Source organism: Rhodococcus sp. AC861 (assembly GCF_979256035.1).
The window spans coordinates 161,739-180,445 of record NZ_CEEDMW010000003.1 but is presented as its reverse complement, the minus strand read 5'-3'; the positions used below and the strand labels follow the sequence as shown (position 1 = coordinate 180,445).

15 protein-coding genes are annotated in these 18,707 nt (G+C 66.9%); 4 read left to right on the top strand and 11 right to left on the bottom strand.

All coding sequences use genetic code 11. From position 1 onward, the window contains the following. The gene (locus AC0IX4_RS10380; RefSeq protein ID WP_056075932.1) at positions 1 to 753 is read right to left on the bottom strand and encodes an acyltransferase; all 753 of its coding nucleotides are present in this window, start codon (positions 751 to 753) and stop codon (positions 1 to 3) included. Positions 754 to 862: 109 nt separating this feature from the next. On the opposite strand from AC0IX4_RS10380, the gene AC0IX4_RS10375 reads away from it, so the two are divergent. After that, positions 863 to 2,212, top strand: a complete 1,350-nt coding sequence (locus AC0IX4_RS10375; RefSeq protein ID WP_471828907.1) for an outer membrane protein assembly factor BamB family protein — start codon at positions 863 to 865, stop codon at positions 2,210 to 2,212. Here AC0IX4_RS10375 and AC0IX4_RS10370 read toward each other — a convergent pair. Genes AC0IX4_RS10370 through AC0IX4_RS10350 form a run of 5 tightly spaced genes read right to left on the bottom strand, consistent with a single transcriptional unit; the run spans position 2,197 to position 6,876 of the window. Continuing rightward, positions 2,197 to 3,396 (bottom strand): THUMP-like domain-containing protein, encoded by a 1,200-nt coding sequence (locus AC0IX4_RS10370; RefSeq protein ID WP_471828906.1) that lies wholly within the window; start codon positions 3,394 to 3,396, stop codon positions 2,197 to 2,199. The genes AC0IX4_RS10375 and AC0IX4_RS10370 overlap by 16 nt on opposite strands. A 12-nt stretch (positions 3,397 to 3,408) precedes the next feature. Then, entirely contained in the window at positions 3,409 to 4,422 is a 1,014-nt protein-coding gene (locus AC0IX4_RS10365; RefSeq protein ID WP_056075923.1) for a class I SAM-dependent methyltransferase, read from the bottom strand. Positions 4,423 to 4,458: 36 nt separating this feature from the next. After that, a complete protein-coding gene (locus AC0IX4_RS10360) occupies positions 4,459 to 5,238 on the bottom strand; it encodes an enoyl-CoA hydratase/isomerase family protein (protein ID WP_471828905.1) in 780 nt (259 codons plus the stop codon). Between the two features lie 25 nt (positions 5,239 to 5,263). Next, complete coding sequence (locus tag AC0IX4_RS10355) at positions 5,264 to 6,052, bottom strand: NUDIX hydrolase (RefSeq protein WP_471828904.1); 789 nt, start codon at positions 6,050 to 6,052, stop codon at positions 5,264 to 5,266. Next, complete coding sequence (locus AC0IX4_RS10350; RefSeq protein ID WP_042576477.1) at positions 6,049 to 6,876, bottom strand: ABC transporter ATP-binding protein; 828 nt, start codon at positions 6,874 to 6,876, stop codon at positions 6,049 to 6,051. The genes AC0IX4_RS10355 and AC0IX4_RS10350 overlap by 4 nt, the downstream gene beginning before the upstream one ends. A 51-nt stretch (positions 6,877 to 6,927) precedes the next feature. On the opposite strand from AC0IX4_RS10350, the gene glgX reads away from it, so the two are divergent. Continuing rightward, positions 6,928 to 9,075, top strand: a complete 2,148-nt coding sequence (gene glgX, locus AC0IX4_RS10345; protein WP_471828903.1) for a glycogen debranching protein GlgX — start codon at positions 6,928 to 6,930, stop codon at positions 9,073 to 9,075. Here glgX and AC0IX4_RS10340 read toward each other — a convergent pair. The 3 genes from AC0IX4_RS10340 to ctaD all read right to left on the bottom strand — a co-directional run bounded on the left by AC0IX4_RS10340 (position 9,072) and on the right by ctaD (position 12,999). Continuing rightward, positions 9,072 to 9,857: an aminoacyl-tRNA hydrolase gene (locus tag AC0IX4_RS10340; protein WP_471828902.1), complete on the bottom strand. Its 786-nt coding sequence runs from the start codon at positions 9,855 to 9,857 to the stop codon at positions 9,072 to 9,074. The genes glgX and AC0IX4_RS10340 overlap by 4 nt on opposite strands. Beyond that, on the bottom strand, positions 9,854 to 11,101 hold the full coding sequence (serB, locus tag AC0IX4_RS10335; RefSeq protein ID WP_471828901.1) for a phosphoserine phosphatase SerB: 1,248 nt from the start codon (positions 11,099 to 11,101) through the stop codon (positions 9,854 to 9,856). Before serB ends, AC0IX4_RS10340 begins: the two co-directional genes overlap by 4 nt. Before the next feature lie 110 nt (positions 11,102 to 11,211). After that, positions 11,212 to 12,999: an aa3-type cytochrome oxidase subunit I gene (gene ctaD / locus AC0IX4_RS10330; protein ID WP_471828900.1), complete on the bottom strand. Its 1,788-nt coding sequence runs from the start codon at positions 12,997 to 12,999 to the stop codon at positions 11,212 to 11,214. Between the two features lie 171 nt (positions 13,000 to 13,170). On the opposite strand from ctaD, the gene AC0IX4_RS10325 reads away from it, so the two are divergent. After that, entirely contained in the window at positions 13,171 to 14,241 is a 1,071-nt protein-coding gene (locus AC0IX4_RS10325) for an ABC transporter substrate-binding protein (RefSeq protein WP_471828899.1), read from the top strand. Positions 14,242 to 14,262: 21 nt separating this feature from the next. Next, positions 14,263 to 14,736 carry an NUDIX hydrolase gene (locus AC0IX4_RS10320; RefSeq protein WP_471828898.1) on the top strand — a complete coding sequence of 158 codons (474 nt, stop codon included), beginning with the start codon at positions 14,263 to 14,265 and terminating at the stop codon, positions 14,734 to 14,736. 493 nt (positions 14,737 to 15,229) lie between these two features. Here the strand turns inward: AC0IX4_RS10320 and nrdF are convergent, their stop codons facing one another. After that, positions 15,230 to 16,237 carry a class 1b ribonucleoside-diphosphate reductase subunit beta gene (gene nrdF, locus AC0IX4_RS10315; RefSeq protein ID WP_042576471.1) on the bottom strand — a complete coding sequence of 336 codons (1,008 nt, stop codon included), beginning with the start codon at positions 16,235 to 16,237 and terminating at the stop codon, positions 15,230 to 15,232. A 304-nt stretch (positions 16,238 to 16,541) separates the two neighbouring features. Continuing rightward, on the bottom strand, positions 16,542 to 18,704 hold the full coding sequence (gene nrdE / locus AC0IX4_RS10310; protein ID WP_471828897.1) for a class 1b ribonucleoside-diphosphate reductase subunit alpha: 2,163 nt from the start codon (positions 18,702 to 18,704) through the stop codon (positions 16,542 to 16,544). Positions 18,705 to 18,707 lie beyond the last annotated feature (3 nt).

Sequence of the window (18,707 nt, the reverse complement as noted above, 5' to 3'; positions counted from 1 at the left end):
TCAGACCGTCGGGTCGGGTCCCGCGGCCTTCTTGCGCGCGATGTCCTCCAGTGCAGCAACGTATCTCGCCCGATCCTCGGCGCCCGCCTCCCAGTCCGCCTTCCGATTGCGCACGACGCGAGCGGGCGCACCGACCGCGATGCCGTAGTCGGGTACGTGGCCTTTGACCACCGCGTGCGCACCCAGGACGCATCCGCGACCGACGACCGTCTCGCGCAGCACCGTCACCTTCGCCGCGATCCACGTGTCGGGTCCGATGCGCACGGGCGACTTGACGATGCCCTGATCCTTGATGGGCACCGTGACGTCGTCGGTGCGGTGATCGAAGTCGCAGATGTAGCACCAGTCGGCCACCAGCGTGGACGCACCGATCTCGATGTCGAGATAGGTGTTGACGACGTTGTCCTTGCCGAAGACCACTTTGTCACCGATGCGCAACGACCCCTCGTGGCACCGGATCGCGTTGCCGTCACCGATGTGCACCCAGCGCCCGATCTCGAGCCGCGCCAGTTCCGGCGTCGCGTGGATCTCGACGTTCTTGCCCAGGAACACCATGCCGCGCAACACCACATGGGGGTTGGCGGCCTTGAACTTCGCCAGGCGGTAGTACCGCACCAGATACCAGGGCGTGTACGCCTTGTGCTCGATCACCCACTTCAGCGACGCGGGCGTCAGGAACCGCGCCTGGTCGGCGTCCCGTCGACGCGAACCTTTCCACCGTGTCCGCAGCGGCGCGTTCCACATGCTCGTCATGACCGGCACCTTACTGTCGTGAGGACCATCCGCAGGCCGGGGGCCGGGCGGATCTTTTCAGCCGATAGTCTCGTGCGTGCCGATCAGGGACAGACCGTCAGGAGAGTGCATGCACGACGAGAACACGCGGGCCTCGGTTCGCGCTCGTCGGCCGGCGCCCGCCGCCCGTGTACGGGCCGCCGCCGTGTCCGTCGCCGCGGTGAGTGCGCTCCTTCTGGGAGCCTGCGCGTCGGACACCGATCCCATCGACATCTTCGGGCACGCCGGGTGGCAGGGAGGTCTGGCGGACGCTCACAACAGCGCCTCGGTGACCACGAACGGGTCGCGTGAGCTCTCCTTGGACTGGATGCGCCCCCTCGGTGCGCCCACGGCCACTCGGCCGTCCATCGGACCCGACGGCCAGGTGACGGTCACGTCGACCGGGGATGTGGGGTGCGCCCTCGGCTCGTTCCAGGGAGCGACGGGCCGTAAGCGGTTCTGCAATTCCCTCGGACCGTCCGGTATCTCCTCGACCGCCGTCGCGGACACGGCGTCCAACCTCTACGCCGGCGACGACGGCAGCATGAGCTCGATCAACCCCAACGGCCAACTTCGCTGGCGTACACCGGTGTACGGCGTGCCCCGGACACCCCAGTTCCTTCCCGACGGCAACGTGCTGGTGATGACCCAGTTCGGTCAGACCAACGTCCTGAGCAACCAGACCGGTGTCGCCGTGGCGCCGATCCTCGATCTCGTCCCACCGCCGCTCCCCCTCGATTCACCGAATGCCGAACTGCGCCCGGCGAACGACGGTCTGCTGACCTGCCTCGTGGGCGGACCCGACTGCGCCGTCGCCGCATCGCCCGCGGTCGATCCGAGCTCCTCGACCGTGTACGTCGTGCTGTGGCGCGCCGGCGCGATCGCCCCGCAACTGGTCGCCCTGACCTACACCGGCGGTGACACCCCGTCGCTCGAGGAAGCGTGGTCCTCACCGCTGCTGCCGAGTTCGGTCACGTCGAGTCCCGTTCTCTCGCCCGATGGTTCGCGCGTCTACCTCACCGACGTCGAAGGCACGGTACGCGCGTACTCCACCGAGGACGGCACCCCCATCTGGTCGTACTTCGTCGGTGATCGCGCGGCCGGCAGCGTCGCCGTCTCCCCCGACGGCATCATCGTCCCGGCGGGCGGGGCCGGCAGTCGCCTGCAGGCCATCCGCGACGCCGGTGATCGGCCCGAAAGCCTGTGGAAGCGCGACGATCTGGTGCAGCAAGGATCTCCCGCACTGGCCGGAGGTTCCACCGGGTACACCGTCACCGGCAACGACGAACTGTCGCTCGTGACGTTCGACCTGACCACCGGCGAGACCGTGGACACGGATGCGATGCCGGGCTCGACCGGATACAGCCCCGGTGTCGTCGTCGGCCCGGAGGGCGAGGTCGTCGTTCCGACTGCACTGGGTGCTCTCTACTCGTTCCGCTGATCCGTCTGCGCGCCGGACGTTCGTGGCCCACAGACGAAGGCTGCGGCGGTTCGTCCGATCCGCGTGATCACCAGGCTCATGGGCCGACTGCCGCGCAAGTCGAGCCGAGGTCGGAGAACGGCCGGGTCGACGTCGATCCCGCGCACCAGGATTTCCAGTGATCCACAGTCCCACTCCGCCAACCGCTTCCGCAGGATCTTCTCCGTGAACGGCAGGCGCTCCACGATCTCGAATCCGGTGGTGTCGGCGGGAAGAGCATCGCCCGTGAGATGCGCGATGCGCGGATCGAGCTGCCACAAGCCGTGTCGGGCGGCGTAGTGCCGCACCAGACCAGCCCGCACGACCGCGCCGTCGGGGTCGACGATGTAGCGGCCGGGTTCCCTGTCCTCGTCGATGTCGTCGGGCTCGGTGTCGGTGACAGTCCAGTGCGTCCCGTCCGATCGCAGCACGGTCGCCCGACGACGAACTGATGCGTCGGCGACTCCCCCGAACCAGAGGCATGCCTCTCGGACACCGCCGTCCAGCGACACCACTTCCACCTCGGCCCGCACCCCGCGAGCGTCGAGATCCAGGGAGTCGACATCGAGGCCCGGCGCGCACTTCACGACGAGGTCGCGACCGGCATAGACGTCCAGCAAGGCCGGCAGCGGCGGTTCCAACGCTGCCGGGTCGTGACGGCGTCGACCCCCGGCCCGTCGACCCGGATCCGCGACGACGACCGTATCGCGCGTGGTCGGGGTGAGAGCGTCGGCCCGCAGCACGGGGACGCCCGGAACGTTGTGCTGCGCCATCGCGAGACGCACCGGGTCCAGGTCACTGCCCACGACCATCTCGGCCGTGTCACGGAGGATGTGCAGCTCGGTCCCGATCGAACACGTGACGTCGTGCACCCGTCGACCACGTAGCCGCTCGGCCCGGTGCCGCGACACCAGCTCCGTGGTGGACTGCTGCAGGGCATCGTCGGTGAACAACCAGGACGATGCGGAGGGCAACTTGACGCGAGCCCGTCGACGCAGGGTGACGGTCTCGACCAGCGCTGCCGTACGGTCGCCGAACGTCGACCTGATCCGCCCGATGTCGGACACCAACGACGCCGGGGTCAGCGAATAGCCGTCGACCTCGGTCAGCTCATCGGGGCGGGCCGACAGGTGCGCGACATCGTGGACGTCGAACGCGTATCCCACGTGTGGAGAGTGTCAGCTCGACGCGGAGTCCGGCTTGGTGCCGGTGATCATCACGTTGTAGAAGTAGCCGCGCGGAACGACGTGGTGCAGCACGTTCTCGTCTAACCAGCTCAGCGACTTCCATCCGTTGAACGCGAACCTGGCCCAGCCCCAGCCCAACTTCTCGGCCGGGACGGCTGCCTCGAAGGTGCGCACCGGCCATCCGAGGAGCGCCGCGGCGAACTCCTCGGTCTTGGCGTGAACCTCGTCGGCTCCGGCCGCGATAGCGATGTTCTCGAGCTCCGTCGGATCGAACGTGTGCAGGTCCACCACGGCTTCGAGAGCCGCGGCACGCGAGGACTCGTCCAGCTCCTGCTGCGGGCGCCGCCAGTCGGCGAGGAACGGCAGGCGGGTCGTACGGGTAGTGGCTTCCCACGTCAGCCGTCCCAGCCAGCGGGCGTAGAAGTTGCCCACCGTCGTCGGCTCGCCGGCGAAGACGAAGCGCCCGCCCGGCTTGAGCACGCGGAGAACCTCGCGCAGCGACTGCTCGACATCCGGAATGTGGTGCAGCACGGCGTGACCGACGACGAGGTCGAACGTGTCGTCCTCGTACGGGATGGTCTCCGCGTCGGCGACGCGGCCGTCGACGTCGAGCCCCAGGTGCTCGGCATTGCGCAGTGCGACCTTGACCATGCCCGGAGACAGGTCGGTGACCGATCCCGTGGCAGCGACGCCGCTCTGCATCAGATTCAGCAGGAAGAAGCCGGTGCCGCAGCCCAGTTCCAGAGCGCGCCCGTACGGAAGTGCCTGATCTCCGGCCACGGCGTCGAACCGTCCGCGGGCGTAGTCGATGCAACGTTCGTCGTAGGAGATCGACCACTTGTCGTCGTAGGTCTCCGCTTCCCAGTCGTGGTAGAGGACCTGGGCGAGCTTGGTGTCGGACCGGGCAGCCTGCACTTCCTCGGCGCTCGCGTGCGGACGCGGCGCCGGGTCGGACCCGGCGTCGGTCGTCGCGGCGGTGTCGGGGTGCGGTTCACGAGCGGTCATGGACGATGAGCCTACTTGGTGTGAGGAGCGAGTCCGTCAGTTGCCGGTGAAGGTGGCCTTGCCGGGACCGTTCTCGAGGAACGACGCCATGCCGATCGCCCGATCCTCGGTGGCGAAGAGCGACGCGAACACGTGCGCCTCGATCTTGAGGCCGGTCGCCAGGTCCGTGTCCAGCCCCTCGTCGACGGCCGCCTTGGCTGCGGCCAGTGCGCGGGACGCGCCACCCACGAACTGCCGAGCCCATGCCAGTGCCGCCTCGTAGACGGCGTCGGGAGCGACGACCTCGTCGACGAGACCGATGCTCAGTGCTTCCTCGGCTCCGACGAATCGACCCGTGAACACCATGTCCTTGGCCTTGCTCGGACCGATGAGCCGAGCCAGCCGCTGCGTGCCGCCGCCTCCGGGGATCACCCCCAGCAGAACCTCGGGAACACCCAGCTTCGCGTTGTCGCCCACGATGCGTCGATCCGCGGCCAGTGCCACCTCGAGGCCGCCGCCGAGCGCGTACCCCGTGATCGCGGCGACGGTCGGCTTCGGAATGGCCGCCACGGCGCCCAGCCCGGCCTGCAGGCTGCCGATGGCGTCGGTCATCTGCCCGAAGGACATCGCCGCCATCTCCTTGATGTCCGCACCCGCCGCGAACACCTTCTCACCGCCGTACACGACGACAGCGTGGACGTCGGAATTCTCCGACGCGGCGCGCGACACCTCCAGCAGTTCACCCTGGACCTGTCGGTTCAGCGCGTTCATCGGTGGTCGGGACAAGCGGATGGTCCCGATGCCGTCGCGGACGTCCAGGGTCACGAATTCAGCCATGCCCGTGGACGCTACCGGGTGGGTGTCACGGGAGATCGGCGTAGTACGCCCCGGCGTCGGCGAAGTCGACTCGCACGGCACCGTCCGTGGTCGTCACACGCGGACACACCGGTGCGAGGTCCACCGTGTCGGACATGGCGCTCTCGACCGTGTCGTGCGCACCGAGCTGCCTCAGGCAGGCCCAGGTGGGCGGCAGCATGACCCGGTCGCCGCGCCGCAACTCCTCCAGCGCGACGGACGGGCGGACCCACGACGCGTCCGACGCCTCGGAGGTCTCACCGTCCGGTCGCTGACCCGACGGCACCGCCGCCGCGAAGAACCTGGTGTCGTAACGGCGCGTGGTCTCCCCCTCCGGGGTGATCCACCGCGCGTACGGCGTCAGCAGATCGGCGCGCACCACCAGGGACGCGTCGGCAAGGAAAGCGCCGAACGCCACATCGTGCCGCTCCACCGCGCGTCGACCCTCCGCGTACTCGGCCGTGTCCGCGACCACCGACTCCGCATCAGATCCGGCGAAGAGGACGCCGCATTCCTCGAACGTCTCGCGCACGGCCGCGAGGACCAGCGCGCGGGCAGTCCCGTCGTCGGTCTCGAACTTCTCGGCCCACCACGACGGCGCGGGACCCACCCATCGATCCTTGCCGTCCGCAGGTGTGCGGTCCGACGGGTCGACCCCGCCTCCGGGGAAGACCGTCATCCCGGCAGCGAACGCCATCCGTCCGACCCGGCGTTGCAGGAAAACCTCGAGACCGGCCGAACCATCGCGCAGGAGAAGGACGGTGGACGCATCACGCAGAGCTGCGGGAGTGCTCATCTCGCGCGCCGGTGCGAGGACCGACTCCGCTTGCGGCGGGCGAAGAATCGTCCGTCGACCCGGTCCAGCGCGATGCCCTGACTGAACGCCGTCGACAGATGTTCCTCGGTGATGACGTCGTCGATCAGGCCCTGGGCCACGACGCCGCCCTCCTTCAACAACATCGCGTGTGTGAAGCCGGGCGGGATCTCCTCGACGTGGTGCGTGATCAGGACGGTCGCCGGCGCATCCGGGTCCATCGCCAGATCCGTGAGGATGGCCACGAGGTCCTCGCGGCCACCCAGGTCGAGACCTGCGGCGGGTTCGTCGAGGAGCAACAGTTCGGGATCGGTCATCAACGCACGGGCGATGAGCACCCGCTTGCGCTCACCCTCGGACAGAGTGCCGAACGTTCGGCGTGCGAGGTGTTCGATTCCCGCCGTCTCGAGCATGTTCACCGCACGCTCGTCGTCGACGGCGTCGTACTTCTCCCGCCACCGGCCGAGCACGGCGTAGCCGGCGGACACGACCAGGTCCGCGACCACCTCGTCGGCGGGAATGCGTCCCGCCAGCGACGACGAGGACAAGCCGATACGTGGCTTCAACTCGGAGATGTCGACGTGGCCGAGAGATTCGCCCAGAACGTTGGCGACACCCGTGGTCGGGTACAACTCCGCGGCCGCGACTCGCAGCAACGTGGTCTTGCCGGCGCCGTTCGGGCCCAGCACGACCCATCGCTCGTCCAGTTCGACGTTCCACGACACCGGACCGACGAGCGTCGTACCTCCACGGACGACGGAAACATCGGTGAGTTCGACGAGCAGGTCTGGGTCAGGTTCGGACACGAGTCCATCTTCTCCCACACGCCGGGCCCAGACACGGCAGGATCATCACGCGTGTCGCACGAACAGAACCATCGAGCCGGGGCCGGCCGACCCTTCCCTCTGGGATCGCACCTGTGCGACGAGGGTGTCGCCTTCGCCGTCCACGCACCCGACGCCGAGACCGTCGACCTGTGCATCGTGACGCTGGGAGACCAGTCCCCCGTCGAGACGCGGTACCGCCTGACGGAGCGTACGTACGGAATCTGGCACGGAGTCGTCTCCGATGCGGGAGCCGGGACCGTGTACGGCTACCGGGTGTCGGGACCGTGGAATCCCGAGCCAGGGCACCGGTTCGACCCGAACAAGATCCTTCTCGACCCGTACGCGCGTCGCATCACCGGCGCCCTCGGCGACGCGCAACGGCTCCTGCCGTACCGGGACGATCCCTTCGGCCCCCCGTCGACGCTGGACTCACTCGGACACGTCCCGCTCGCGGTAGTCACCGCACCGCAGGATGTCACCGATCGCTCGCGGCTCGAAACGGACTGGGACCGTACGGTGATCTACGAACTTCACGTGGGGTCCTACACCGGGGCGCACCCGTCGGTCCCTGAACCCCTGCGCGGAACATATCTCGGGCTGGCCGAGCCGGCCGTCGTCGATCACCTCGTCTCGCTCGGAATCACCGCGGTCGAACTCCTCCCGGTGCACGCCTGCCTCACCGAGCCCGGTGTCCGCGCCCGTGGGATGCGGAACCACTGGGGATATTCGACCGGGTCGTACTTCGCGGTCGAACCGTCCTACGCCAGCGTTCCCGGTGCGGAGGTCGACGAGTTCCGCACCATGGTCGACACCTTCCACGCCGCGGGAATCGAGGTGATCCTCGACGTGGTCTACAACCACACCTGCGAGGGCGGCATCGACGGACCGTCGTTGTCCTGGAGGGGTTTCGACGCGCGTGGGTACTACCTCCTCGACGAGCGCGGACACGACATCGATCTGACGGGATGCGGCAACACTCTCGATGCGGCGTCTCCCACTGTCGTCAGGATGGTGTGCGACTCCCTCCGCTACTGGGTCACCGAACTGGGTGTCGACGGCTTCCGCTTCGACCTGGCCAGCACGCTCGGCCGACCCGGAGGATGGCGCTTCGACACCCGCGCGCCGTTGCTCACCGCCATCGCCGCGGACCCGGTGCTGTGTCGGACGAAGCTGATCGCCGAGCCCTGGGACGCCACGGGACCCGGCTACCAGGTCGGCGGCTTCGGGGGCGTCTGGAGCGAATGGAACGATCGTTACCGCGACACCGTCCGGCGCTTCTTCACCGGCCACGGCGGCGTGCGAGAACTCGCGTCGCGTATCGCCGGGTCCGAGGATCTCTACGCTCCGACCGGGCGCCGGCCGTGGGCCTCCGTCAACTTCGTCACCGCTCACGACGGCTTCACCGCGCGAGACCTGGTGTCGTACAAGCACAAGCACAACGAGGCGAACGGCGAGGACAACCGCGACGGAACGGACAACAACCTGTCGGTCGATCATGGCGTCGAAGGCCCCACCGACGATACCGACGTGCTGTCCGCACGGGATCGACACGTCCGGGCGATCCTGTCCACCCTGGCGTTGTCCACGGGCACGCCGATGTTCCTCGCCGGCGACGAACTGGGACACACCCAGCACGGCAACAACAACGCGTACTGCGTGCCGCAGGACACCCCTGCGGCGCAGGCCCACGCCATCGACTGGTCCACACGCGACGACGACCTGACCTCGACTCTCGCACGCGCACTGAAGTTCCGGCGCAATGCGCCCGTGCTCCGGCAGCAGGAGTTCTTCGCGGGACGCGACACTCCGAGCGGGGAACCCGATCTCATGTGGTTCGACGTCGGTGGCACCGAGATCGTCGGCGACAGGTGGAACGACGACTCGGCCCGTACCCTGCAGGCGTGGGTCGACGGCTCGGACGTCCGCATCCCCGCTCTGCGAACGGAGGGATCACGGGCGCCGACCTTCGAATCGGCTCTGCTGGTTCTGCATTCGGGCGGCGACGCCGACATCGTCGTCCCCGATCACCGACGCCACGGCCCCGGCGAGGCAGCGCGGTACGTCCCCGTCTTCGACTCCGCGACGCCCGACGGCCGACCGGCGTCCACGGAGCCGGTGGCGTCGGGAAGCAGTGTGCGCGTTCGGGGTCCGATCGTCCTGGTGTACGTCTCGCTCTAGCGCACCGTCAGGTCCGCGATCACCGTCATGGACCCCGGCGCCACCTCGGTGTAGCCGGCGTCCCGCACCCCGACGGCAGTTCCCCGCTCGGCATCCGCGACCAGTCGCGCCCACGTCTCCGGATCGGCGTCGCGGACGGACGTGGCCCACCCGGTCTCGCCCCACCGGGCTACGTCGTCCGTGCTCATGGCTCCGGCCGCGAGCATGACGGCGTGGCCGACCTGCGCCGCCGTCTTTCCGACGGTCATCTCCAGTGCCTCGTTCACCCAGAGCCGGACCGCACCGTCGCGGTGAGGACCCGGATCGTCGCGCTCGAGATCGGTCCCGCCCACCTGCAGCTTGCGCAGGCGCGGATCGAGCGCGCCGACGCGGCACGGCACGTAGGCACGCGCCTGCGCCCCGTTCACCTCGACGGTCACACCGTCCACGTCCTGAGCGGCCGCCCACTGTGCCCCACGAGCGCGCCGCGAGACCTTCCGGATACGGGCGCCGAGCCACGCGATGTACTCCTCGTGCCACGGACCACCGGGCGCGATGCGCTCGTCGAGACACACCCGCATTGTCGCCGTGGCTGCCGCTTCGAGCAGATCGGAGCGAGCCGGCGGGTCGACCTTGGGGATGTGCAGCACGATCGGCATCGCTCGAACGTCGGCGGGATCGTCGGGGTCGACGCGTGATCCGTACGACTCTGCCTCGCTCGTGCCCGCCACCAGCAGCGCGTGCCGCTCCTCGAGTGTCGACGGGGCTATCGGCTCGACGGCCTCCGCCACCGGCTCCGTCACTGGATCGGGATGCGTCGGACGACGCCGTCCAGGGAATCGGCGGCCTCGATCTCGCCGCGGGTGACACCCAGAACGAAGAGCAGTGCGTCGAGGAACGGGTACGAGAGCGCGGCGTCCGCGACCTCCCGCAACGCCGGCTTCGCGTTGAAGGCGATGCCGAGTCCGGCAGCGGTGAGCATGTCGATGTCGTTGGCTCCGTCGCCCACCGCGACTGTCTGCTCCATCGGCACCCCGACCTGGGATGCGAACTGCCGCAGTGCGACCGCCTTGGCAGCACGGTCCACCACGTCACCGATCACGCGGCCGGTGAGTTTGCCGTCGACGATCTCCAGGGTGTTCGCCTTGACGAAGTCCAGTTCGAGCTCGTGCGCCAACCCTTCGATCACCTGCCGGAAGCCGCCGGACACCACACCGCAGTGGTAGCCCAGGCGTCGGAGAGTGCGGATGGTGGTGCGGGCGCCCGGCGTCAGTTCCAGATCCTCGGCCACGTCGTCGATCACCGACGCGTCCAGTCCGGCCAGCGTCGCCACGCGGCGATGCAGCGATTCCGCGAAATCGATCTCTCCGCGCATCGCGGCTTCGGTGACGGCGCGTACCTCGTCCTCCACGCCCGCGCGCGCCGCGAGCATCTCGATGACCTCGCCCTGGACCAGAGTCGAGTCGACGTCGAACACGATGAGCCGCTTCGCGCGGCGGGCGAGGCCCGAGCGCTCCACAGCGACATCGATACCCACTCCCGCCGCCACCGTGGCGAGGGACTGTCGCAGGTCCGCGTCGGCCTCGTCACCGGACGGACCGCCGGCGACCTCGGGGCGGGCGGACACCAGCAGTTCGAGTCCCGTGACCGGGTAGTCCGCGATCCCACGGATGGAGTCGATGTTCGCACCGAGGCGAGCAAGTTCGCGCGACAGGACGCTGATGGCCCGCGCGGTCACCGGGCGACCCAGCACCACCACGACATGCGTCGACAACGGCGACCGGCCGTGCTCTCCGCCGACCTCGACGTCGACGTGCACGCCCACAGTCCGCATGGCCTCCTCGAGGTGTTCCTGGAGGTTCTCGACGTCGCCGGGGCAGCTGCCCAGGACGCCGAGTGTGAGACGTCCCCGGATGACCACCTGTTCGACGTCGACGACGCTGACATCGTGTCGCGCCAGTGACGCGAACAGGACGGATGTGACACCGGGCTTGTCGGCGCCGGTCACCGTCACCAGGACGGACGCGGGCGGTTGCGGTGCGTTCACAGTGGGTCGAATCTCCTCTTCATGCGAAAAGCCCCTCACCGTGAAGGGAGGGGCTGATCGCCGTGACTGTTCCGGCCTCTGTCGACTAGGACCGGACGGGATCGAGCGGACTACTTGTCGCGGTCGCCCGAGCCCTCGTGATCGCTGGTCGCGATCGGAGAGCGTCGTGCCTGCTCGAGAACCTCGGTCGTCTTGCCGCCGCCGTGGCCGGGTCCGATGTGAGCCTCGTCGCGCATGCGCTCGACCATGTGCGGGTAGTGCAACTCGAACGCGGGACGCTCAGAGCGGATGCGCGGCAACTCGACGAAGTTGTGGCGCGGGGGCGGGCAGCTGGTGGCCCACTCGAGGGAGTTGCCGTAGCCCCACGGATCGTCGACCGTGACGACCTCGCCGTAGCGGTAGCTCTTGAAGACGTTCCACAGGAACGGCAGCGTCGAGGCACCGAGGACGAACGCACCGACCGTGGAGATCGAGTTCAGGACCGTGAAGCCGTCGGACGGGAGGTAGTCCGCGTAGCGACGCGGGAATCCCTCGGCGCCGAGCCAGTGCTGCACGAGGAACGTGGCGTGGAAGCCGACGAACGTCGCCCAGAAGTGCCACTTGCCCAGAGCCTCGTCCATCATCCGGCCCGTCATCTTCGGGAACCAGAAGTAGATGCCGGCGTAGGTGGCGAACACGATGGTGCCGAAGAGCACGTAGTGGAAGTGCGCCACCACGAAGTACGAGTCGGTGACGTGGAAGTCGATGGGCGGGCTGGCGAGCAGCACGCCGGACAGACCACCGAAGAGGAACGTCACCAGGAAGCCGACCGAGAACAGCATCGGGGTCTCGAAGGTGAGCTGGCCCTTCCACATCGTGCCGATCCAGTTGAAGAACTTCACACCGGTCGGAACCGCGATGAGGAACGTCATGAAGGAGAAGAACGGCAGCAGCACCGCGCCGGTCGCGTACATGTGGTGAGCCCACACGGCGATCGACAGGGCTGCGATGGCGATGGTGGCGTAGATCAGGCCGGTGTAGCCGAAGAGCGGCTTACGCGAGAACACCGGGAAGATCTCCGACACGATGCCGAAGAACGGCAGCGCGATGATGTAGACCTCGGGGTGACCGAAGAACCAGAACAGGTGCTGCCACAGCAACACACCGCCCGTTGCAGGGTCGAAGAGGTGCGCGCCCAGGTGTCGATCGGCAGCCAGTCCCAGCAGTGCCGCAGTGAGCAGCGGGAAGGCGAGCAGCACCAGGATCATCGTCACGAAGATGTTCCAGGTGAAGATCGGCATCCGGAACATGGTCATGCCCGGAGCACGCAGGCAGATGACCGTCGTGATCATGTTCACGCCACCGAGGATGGTGCCGAGGCCCGAGAGCGCGAGGCCCATGATCCAGAAGTCGGCGCCCACGCCCGGGGAGTGCACGGCGTCGGTCAGCGGCGTGTATGCCGTCCAGCCGAAGTCCGCCGCGCCGCCGGGGGTGATGAAGCCGGCCGAGGCGATGAGTGCGCCGAACAGGTACAGCCAGTAGCTGAACGCGTTCAGACGCGGGAACGCCACGTCGGGCGCACCGATCTGCAGCGGCAGGATGTAGTTGGCGAACGCGAACACGATGGGCGTCGCGTACAGCAGCAGCATGATCGTGCCGTGCATGGTGAAGAGCTGGTTGTACTGCTCGTTCGAGAGGAACTGCATGCCCGGAAGGGCGAGTTCCGCGCGCATGAGCAGCGCCAGGACGCCACCGAACAAGAAGAAGCCGAACGACGTGACCATGTACATGATCCCGAGGACCTTGGGGTCCGTCGTCGTGACCATCTTGTGGATGAACGATCCCTTGGGCCCCAAACGGGGCGGGTACGGCCGGGTAGCCGTCAGCTCGGGGACTGGCTGGGGCGCTAGGGCAGTCACTGATCCTCCTGAAAGCGTCCCCCCGTGCCCGAGGTGAACGCAGTAAATTAGTGCGCTGTAAGGATCGTAACCCCCTGCAGGACCAACCGTGGCACTGGTCCTACTCTGTGTCGTACTTCCGCCCGAGTGTCCGTTCCGGCAGTGCTCGAGGGGGTGCGTAGGGTCGTCGCCATGTCGGATCGTTCTCGTCGTCTCAGCCGGACAGCAGTCGCCCTCGCGACCGTTCCCACAGTCCTCTTCCTGGCCGCCTGCGGAGACACGTCCAGCGACGATGCGTCCACCATCGTGCGCACCACCACCAACGTCGCGGGAGCCGGCGTCGTGGGTATCGAGCGCGACACGGTGGGTCTGTGCGCCCCCGAACAGCCCGTGGACACTCTCGGTCAGCAGGGTGATTCGCGCCTGGTCGTCGCCGGCGGCAGATCCACCACGGTCCCGGCCGACCCGCAGCGCATCGTGGTGCTGTCCATGACCGCTCTCGACTCCTCGTGCGCCGTCGGAATGTGGGAGCGCGTCGTCGGCGCACCGACCGCCCCCCTCGCGCCCACCGCTCCCCCGTCCGCCCTGCTGCGGCCCGACTACCTCGGCACCGGCATCGCCGAGATTCCCGGCGTCGGACCCGAGGGCAGCCCGGACCTCGACGCGATCCGTGTCCTCTCGCCGGACGTCATCATCGGCGCCGACTCCCTCGACCCGTCCGTGACCGCGCAGCTCGACGGCATCGCCCCCACCGTGCTGACGCGTGCATCGTCTTCCTGGCTGGAGCGTTCGACCCTGGCCGCCGCAGCGATGGGCCGTCGCGATGCCGCAACCCGGGCGACCGAGCAGTACCGAGCACGCGCCGAGGACGTCGGCCGTCGGCAGAACTCGTCCATCACCGAAGCATCGGTCGTGCGGTTCGGCGCCGGTGACGCACAGCTCCTCGGAGACGACAGTTTTGCCGGCCAGGTGCTGGCGCAGGCCGGCGTCCGTCGACCCGGGCCTCAGCAGGGTGCGACGCGGCCACTCTCCGCGGACGACCCGTCCGACGCCGAGGGTGACCTGATCTACGTGTTGTTCGACGGACAGGACGGCCTGGAACACGGCACGTCCGTCATGGAGTCCGACGCCTGGAAGGACCTCGGCGCCGTCACCGACAGCCGAGTGTTCAGCGTCGACGACACCGTGTGGTCCGGCGACGGTCTCGTCGCTGCCGGAGCCGTCCTCACCGACATCTCGAACTCGCTCAACGGCTACGTCTGACACCTCGGTAGCGTCCACCGGGTGCCGATTCCCGAATTCATCACGACCCTGCGCACCACGATCGGCCACGACCCGCTCTGGCTCGCCGGTGTCAGCGCAGTCGTCCTCGACGCCGACGACAGGCTGCTGCTGACCCGTCGCACGGACAACGGCCTCTGGGCTGTGGTGTCCGGTGTGCTCGAACCCGGCGAGGAACCCGGACCTGCCGCGCTCCGCGAGATTGCCGAGGAGACCGGTGTCACCGCCGAGCTCGTGCGGTTGACGAGTGTCGACGTCACCGAACCGATCGTCTATCCCAACGGTGACCGCGCCCAGTACGTCGACATCTGCTTCCTCGCCCGGTACGTCAGTGGTGACGCGCGAGTGTCCGACGACGAGAACCTCGACGTGCAGTGGTTCGCCCGTGATGCGCTGCCCGCGGACATCACCGACACCTCGGCTCTCCGCATCGCCAAAGCTCTCGACCACGGTCCGGAGGCCTGGTTCCGGCAGTAGGTGGCGCGGACTGCACACAACCTGTGCCGCCAGGACACATCCGGCCCTGCCGACGCGTTCTGTGTGCACTTCTGCGCGACACCGGGCCACCGGTCGACGTGGACGCACACCCTCACCCGAAACCTCGCGGAGAGTGCGGCCACCGGGATTCCCGCAACGGTTCCGGCAACCTGCAACGGCTACAACCGCTGCAGGTTGCTACAACCGTTGCGGGAAGGCGCAGCTCCACACCCGCTCCGGTTTCAGCAACCCGCTCCTGTTACAACCGAAGCGGGTTGCGGGAGCTGGAGCATGAGACCTCGGAATCTCCAGGCGCCCGGAGGAGTGCGGCCTTCTGGACTCCCGCAACGGTTCCGGCAACCTGCAACGGCTAGAACCGTTGCAGGTTGCTACAACCGTTGCGGGAAGGCGCGGCGCCGCACCCGCTCGTGCATGCGCGAACACGAATCAGGGCACCACCCGCGATGCGGATGGTGCCCCGAGGTGACGTGGGTCAGAAGTCCCAGTCGTCGTCTTCGGTGGTGACTGCCTTACCGATGACGTAGGAGCTGCCCGAGCCCGAGAAGAAGTCGTGGTTCTCGTCGGCGTTGGGTGAGAGTGCCGACAGGATGGCCGGGTTGACGTCGCACTCGTCCTTGGGGAACAAGCCTTCGTAACCGAGGTTCATCAGAGCCTTGTTGGCGTTGTAGCGCAGGAACTTCTTGACGTCCTCGGTCAGACCGACCTCGTCGTAAAGGTCCTGCGTGTACTCGGTCTCGTTCTCGTACAGCTCGAAGAGCAGGTCGAACGTGTAGTTCTTCAGCTCTTCGCGCTCGGCCGGCGAACGGGTCTCGAGTCCGCGCTGGTACTTGTAGCCGATGTAGTACCCGTGCACGGCTTCGTCGCGGATGATCAGACGAACGAGGTCGGCCGTGTTGGTGAGCTTGGCCCGCGAGGACCAGTACATCGGCAGGTAGAAGCCGGAGTAGAAGAGGAACGACTCGAGCAGGGTGGAGGCCACCTTGCGCTTGAGCGGGTCGTCGCCCTTGTAGTAGTCCATGACGATGGACGCCTTGCGCTGCAGGTTCGCGTTCTCCTCGGACCAGCGGAACGCGTCGTCGATGTCGCGTGTGGAGCACAGCGTCGAGAAGATCGACGAGTAGGACTTGGCGTGCACCGACTCCATGAACGAGATGTTGGTGTACACCGCCTCCTCGTGCGGAGTGATGGCGTCCGGGATCAGTGACACGGCGCCGACGGTGCCCTGAATCGTGTCGAGCAGCGTCAACCCCGTGAAGACCCGCATGGTCAGCTGCTTCTCGACCTCGGTCAGCGTCTCCCAGGACGGGATGTCGTTCGAGATCGGCACCTTCTCGGGCAGCCAGAAGTTGCTGGTGAGCCGATCCCAGACCTCGGAATCCTTGTCGTCTACGACACGGTTCCAGTTGATCGCGGAGACGCGATCGATGAGTTTCGGGCGCGCAACGCCCGCAGGGCTGCTAGCAGCATTCGCAATGGTCATGCGGTCCCGTCTCTCGAGTTTCTGTGTAGGCCTGCCACTGCCGTCCGGACGAATACTCCGGATGTGCGGACGATGGCCCGGGTAGCGTAAATCGCACCCTCACACCAGTACGAGTTTAGACCAAGTCCCCATCGATGAGAACCGGCTCGCCGGAATGAAGCGACTTAATTCTGTCGGCCGAAAAACCGAAAACTGTTCTGACACAACAAAAGCGGCGACGGAACTGTCGCTCCGTCGCCGCCGGCACAGCGTTACACGCGGCGCCTGATGGATCCCTTCAGGTGCCCCTCGGTGTCGCCCGGGGTCACAACATGCAGCTGACGCAACCCTCCACCTCGGTCCCCTCGAGGGCCATCTGACGCAGACGGATGTAGTACAGCGTCTTGATGCCCTTACGCCATGCGTAGATCTGCGCCTTGTTGATGTCGCGGGTGCTGGCAGTATCCTTGAAGAACAGGGTGAGGGACAGGCCCTGATCGACGTGCTGCGTCGCCGCGGCGTAGGTGTCGATGATCTTCTCGTACCCGATCTCGTACGCGTCCTGGTAGTACTCCAGGTTGTCGTTGGTCAGGTACGGCGCCGGGTAGTAGACGCGGCCGATCTTGCCTTCCTTACGGATCTCGATCTTCGACGCCACCGGGTGGATGGAGCTGGTGGAGTAGTTGATGTAGGAGATCGACCCGGTCGGCGGGACGGCCTGGAGGTTCTGGTTGTAGATGCCGTGCTTCTGCACGGACGCCTTCAACTCGATCCAGTCTTCCTGCGTCGGGATGTGAATGCCGCTCGTGGAGAACAGTTCCCGGACACGGTCACTCTTCGGCTCCCACACCTGGTCGGTGTACTTGTCGAAGAATTCACCGGACGCGTACTTGGACTCGGGGAACCCACCGAAGTAGGTGCCGCGCTCGATGGCGAGCCGGTTCGACGCACGCAGAGCGTGGAACAGCACCGTGTAGAAGTAGATGTCGGTGAAGTCGATGCCCTCGTCGCTGCCGTAGTAGATGCGCTCACGGGCAAGGTAGCCGTGCAGATTCATCTGGCCGAGGCCGATGGCGTGGGAGGTGTTGTTGCCCTGCTCGATCGACGGCACGGAGTAGATGTGCGTCTGATCGGACACCGCGGTCAATCCGCGGATGGCGACCTCGATGGTCTGGGCGAAGTCGGGCGAGTCCATCGTCTTGGCGATGTTCAGCGAGCCCAGGTTGCACGAGATGTCCTTGCCCACATGGCTGTACGACAGATCTTCGTTGAACGTCGACGGCGTGGACACCTGCAGGATCTCCGAGCACAGGTTGGAGTGCGTGATCTTGCCGGCCACCGGGTTGGCGCGATTCACGGTGTCCTCGAACATGATGTACGGGTAGCCGGACTCGAACTGCAGTTCCGCGAGTGTCTGGAAGAACTCGCGCGCCTTGATCTTGGTCTTGCGGATGCGCTTGTCGTCGACCATCTCGTGGTACTTCTCGGAGACGTTGATGTCGGCGAAGGGCACGCCGTAGATGCGCTCGACGTCGTACGGCGAGAAGAGGTACATGTCCTCGTTCTTCTTCGCCAGCTCGAACGTGATGTCGGGGATCACGATGCCGAGGGACAGCGTCTTGATGCGGATCTTCTCGTCGGCGTTCTCGCGCTTGGTGTCGAGGAACTTGTAGACGTCGGGGTGGTGGGCGTGCAGGTACACGGCCCCTGCACCCTGGCGAGCGCCGAGCTGATTGGCGTAGGAGAAGGAGTCCTCGAGCAGCTTCATGATGGGGATGACGCCGGAGGACTGGTTCTCGATGCGCTTGATCGGAGCACCGGACTCACGGATGTTGCTGAGCAGCAAGGCAACTCCGCCGCCGCGCTTGGAGAGCTGCAGGGCCGAGTTGATGGAGCGACCGATGGACTCCATGTTGTCCTCGATGCGCAGCAGGAAGCAGGACACGGGCTCGCCGCGCTGCTTCTTACCGGAGTTCAGGAATGTCGGGGTGGCGGGCTGGAAGCGACCGGCGATGATCTCGTCGACCAGATCGGTCGCGAGAACCTCGTTGCCGGCTGCCAACGTCAGCGCGACCATGCACACACGATCCTCGAAGCGCTCGAGGTATCGCTTACCGTCGAACGTCTTCAGGGTGTAGGAGGTGTAGTACTTGAACGCTCCCAGAAACGTCGGGAAGCGGAACTTCTTCGAGTACGCGTGCTCGATCAGACCCTTGACGAACGACCGGGAGTACTGGTCGAGAACCTCTGCCTCGTAGTAGTTCTCCTCGACCAGGTAGTCCAACTTCTCGTCCAGGTTGTGGAAGAAGACGGTGTTCTGGTTGACGTGCTGCAGGAAGTACGCGCGCGCCGCCTCACGGTCCTTCTCGAACTGGATCTCACCGTCGGGCCCGTACAGATTGAGCATCGCGTTGAGAGCGTGGTAGTCGAGCTCGGCATCCTCGTGTCGCGACACGGCCGGCGACGAGTCGGTGATGGTCGGTGCCATGTG